The sequence below is a fragment of the Actinoplanes sp. TFC3 genome, from assembly GCF_001553785.1.
Lineage (GTDB): Bacteria > Actinomycetota > Actinomycetes > Mycobacteriales > Micromonosporaceae > Actinoplanes.
This window is the reverse complement of sequence record NZ_LOJP01000001.1, coordinates 3,475,721-3,479,179: the sequence shown is the minus strand read 5'-3', so window position 1 is coordinate 3,479,179 and position 3,459 is coordinate 3,475,721. Positions and strand designations below refer to the sequence as shown.

Annotated in this window: 5 protein-coding genes; all 5 read left to right on the top strand. The window is 70.8% G+C overall.

The genetic code is table 11. The annotated features are described in order from the left end of the window. The coding region (locus TFC3_RS15665) for a proprotein convertase P-domain-containing protein (RefSeq protein ID WP_173745324.1) at positions 1–429 on the top strand (429 nt) is incomplete at its 5' end. A gap of 251 nt (positions 430–680) precedes the next feature. Continuing rightward, positions 681–1,394, top strand: a complete 714-nt coding sequence (locus TFC3_RS15660; protein ID WP_067500366.1) for a hypothetical protein — start codon at positions 681–683, stop codon at positions 1,392–1,394. 64 nt (positions 1,395–1,458) lie between these two features. After that, positions 1,459–2,460: a dihydroxyacetone kinase subunit DhaK gene (gene dhaK / locus TFC3_RS15655; RefSeq protein WP_067500364.1), complete on the top strand. Its 1,002-nt coding sequence runs from the start codon at positions 1,459–1,461 to the stop codon at positions 2,458–2,460. 4 nt (positions 2,461–2,464) lie between these two features. Beyond that, positions 2,465–3,085, top strand: coding sequence for a dihydroxyacetone kinase subunit DhaL (gene dhaL / locus TFC3_RS15650; protein WP_067500362.1), 621 nt, complete (start codon positions 2,465–2,467; stop codon positions 3,083–3,085). 4 nt (positions 3,086–3,089) lie between these two features. Next, positions 3,090–3,459, top strand: a 370-nt coding sequence (gene dhaM / locus TFC3_RS15645; protein ID WP_304438970.1) for a dihydroxyacetone kinase phosphoryl donor subunit DhaM, incomplete at its 3' end; no start/stop codon positions are given.

Sequence of the window (3,459 nt, the reverse complement as noted above, 5' to 3'; positions counted from 1 at the left end):
GTACCGGCCCAGACCGCCGACCCGACCTGCACCGGCGGCACCACCCCGCCGCCCACCGACCCGACCACCCCGCCGCCCTCGGGCTCCTGCACCGGCACCAACGCAACCGACGTGGCGATCCCGGACCGTGGCGTGGCCGTGTACAGTGACATCGCGCTCAGCTGCGCCCGCTCCGCGTCGACCAGCTCCACGGTGGCGGTCAACATCGTCCACACGTACCGCGGTGACCTGACCGTCGACCTGGTGGCGCCGGACGGCAGCACGTACCGGCTCAAGAACAGCAGCTCGTCGGACAGCGCGGACAACGTGAACACGACCTACACCGCGAACCTGTCCAGCGAGGCGGCGAACGGCACCTGGCGCCTGAAGGTCCAGGATGTCTACTCCGGTGACACCGGCTACATCAACTCCTGGACCCTTACGGTCTGAACGACCTGATCCACTCGACGGGGGTCGCTGCTCGGGCAGCGGCCCCGTCGACAGCTACACCACGTTGCCACCCGCCAAGGGCGACCCTACGGATCAGCGGCCGGGGCGGTACTCGGGGCTGTAGCCGGACACCGCTTCGGCGTCGTAGCGCGCGCGGTCATCGACCTCGCCCCGAGCGCTGTCCAGTGGCAAGACCGCTGACGACCACGCGGGGTGAGCCGGGCAGTGATCACTTCCTTTACGATGGCCGCATGCGGTGGTTCCGGCTCGGAGCGAGCAGGCGGCACGTCGAGCACGATCCCGGCCAGCAGGCCGCGATGCTCGACAGTGTCCGGCAACAGTTCGGCGCGCACGTCCAAGGGCGCTTCCCCGACCAGGCGCAGGCGGTGGCGCAGCTACTGACCGGCGACGACGGGCTGGTGGTGGCGGCCGCAATCGTGCGGGAGTTCGCCGGCGCGGCGCACGCCGAGCTGGTCGCTCAGGTGGGTGAGCTGTACCGGCGTACCGGTCAGGGCTTCGGGGTGGACCGGCGCAACTACCGGCCGCTGTGGCGCGAGGCGGGGGCGCAGCTTCGGTGGCCGTTGTTCCAGCTCCCGGGTGGGCTGCACCCTTACATCCAGGTGGCCGCTGCGGTGACGGTGGTGGGTGGTCAGGCGCGCCGGGCGGTTCGCGTGCTGGATCCGTACCCGCTGCTGGCGCAGTTGTTCGAAGTTCTTGATCTGAGCATTGCGGGCTGGGAGTTCGGACGTGTGCGGGTGGACACCGACGCCGCCTCGCTGGTGTCCGGACTGATCCGCAGCGCCCGCGAGCTCAGCGACGAGATGAACGAGCCGCCGCCGCTGCCCCCGCCGGTGCGTGAGCTGATGCGCCGCAACAACACCATCGATGTGTACGACTCGCTGGGCAGCGGCTTCGCCGGTTCGTTCAACCCGGGTAGGACCATGCGGGAAGTGCTACTGGCGTGATCGCGTTCCCGGCGTAGGTTGAGGGTCGGCAGATCGATCTGCGTTCGCACTCCAGGAGCTGTCCATGAACAAGCTCATCAACGAACCCGCGACCGTCATCCCCGACGCCCTGCTCGGCCTCGCCGCCGCTCATCGTGAGCTGCGCGTCGATCACGAGAACCGCATCGTCTACCGCGGCGACGCCCCGGTGCGGGGCAAGGTCGGCTTGGTCTCCGGGGGCGGCTCGGGCCACGAACCGCTGCACGCCGGATTTGTCGGGCCCGGCATGCTCGACGCGGCCTGCGCCGGCGAAATCTTCACCTCCCCCGTGCCCGATCAGATGGTGGCCGCCACCACGGCGGTCGACGGCGGTGCCGGGGTGCTGCACATCGTCAAGAACTACACCGGCGACGTGCTGAACTTCGAGATGGCAGCCGAGCTGGCCGAGGCGGAAACCGGCGTACCGGTCACCGCCGTGATCACCGATGATGACGTAGCCGTGCAGGACAGCCTCTACACCGCAGGCCGGCGCGGTGTCGGCGTCACGGTGCTGGTCGAGAAGATCGCCGGGGCCGCCGCCGAGCAGGGGCGCAAGCTCGCCGACGTCGCCGACGTAGCCCGCAAGGTCAACGCCAACGGCCGCAGCATGGGCGTCGCGCTCACCTCGTGCACCGTCCCGGCGGCCGGCAAGCCCACGTTCGACCTGCCCGAGGGCCAGATGGAGGTCGGCATCGGCATCCACGGCGAACCGGGCCGGCGCCGGGCGCCGATCGCCCCGGCCCGTGAGATAGCCGAGATGCTGGTCAGCCCGATCCTGGCCGACCTCGACTTCACCGGCAGCGACGGCGTGATCGCCTTCGTCAACGGCATGGGTGCCACCCCGCTGATCGAGCTCTACGTGATGTACCACGAGGTCGAACAGCTCCTCACCAAAGCGGGCATCGGCATCGCCCGCTCGCTGGTCGGGCCGTACATCACCAGCCTGGACATGGCCGGCTGCTCGGTGACGCTGCTCAAGGCCGACGACGAGCTGCTGCGGCTATGGGACGCCCCGGTGCGCACCCCGGCGCTGCGCTGGGGAGTGTGAGCCGATGGACGCGGCGGCGCTGAACGCCTGGATGCACGAGTTCGCCCGGCTGATCGCGGAGAACACCGCAAAGCTGACGGAGCTGGATTCGGCCATCGGCGACGGCGACCACGGCTTCAACATGGACCGCGGGTTGAAGGCCGTGGTGCAGGCCCTCGACGACGAACCCCCGGACACCCCCTCGGCGCTGTTCAAGCGGGTGGGGATGACGCTGATCAGCAAGGTCGGCGGGGCCAGCGGGCCGCTGTACGGCACGGCCTTCCTGCGCATGTCCGCCGCGGCGGACACCTCGGTGGACGGGCCGGGGTTCGCCAAGGTGCTGCGGGCGGGTTTGGACGGGGTGGTCGCCCGGGGCAAGTGCGTGGCCGGGGACAAGACCATGTACGACGCGCTCGCACCGGCCGTGGACGCCCTGGACGCCGGGCTCGCCGAGGGGAAGGACTTCCCCGCGGCGCTGCAGGCCGCGGTTGACGCGGCGACGGCCGGGCGGGATGCGACCGTGCCGATGGCCGCCCGCAAGGGCCGGGCCAGCTACCTGGGTGAACGCAGCGCGGGGCATGCGGACCCGGGCGCAACCTCGGTGACCCTGCTGCTGGTCGCCGCCGCCGCAACGCTGACGGACTGAGCCGATGGTCGGCCTGGTGGTGGTCAGCCACAGCCACGCGCTGGCCGTCGCGGCGGTGGCGCTGGCCCGTGAAATGGTGACGGACCGGCCGGTGACGATCGAGGTGGCGGCCGGCCTGGACGAGACGACAACCGGCACGGACGCGGTGGCGATCAGCGAGGCCATCGAGGCGGCGGACGGCGGCGACGGTGTGGTCGTGCTGATGGACCTTGGCAGCGCGGTGTTGTCGGCGTCGCTGGCGTTGGAGCTGGTTGCGGAGCCGTCGCGGGTGACGTTGTGCCCTGCGCCGCTGGTGGAGGGGTTGGTTGCGGCTGCGGTGGCTGCTGCTTCGGGGGCGGGACGCGGGGAAGTTGCCGGCGAGGCAGTTGCGGGGC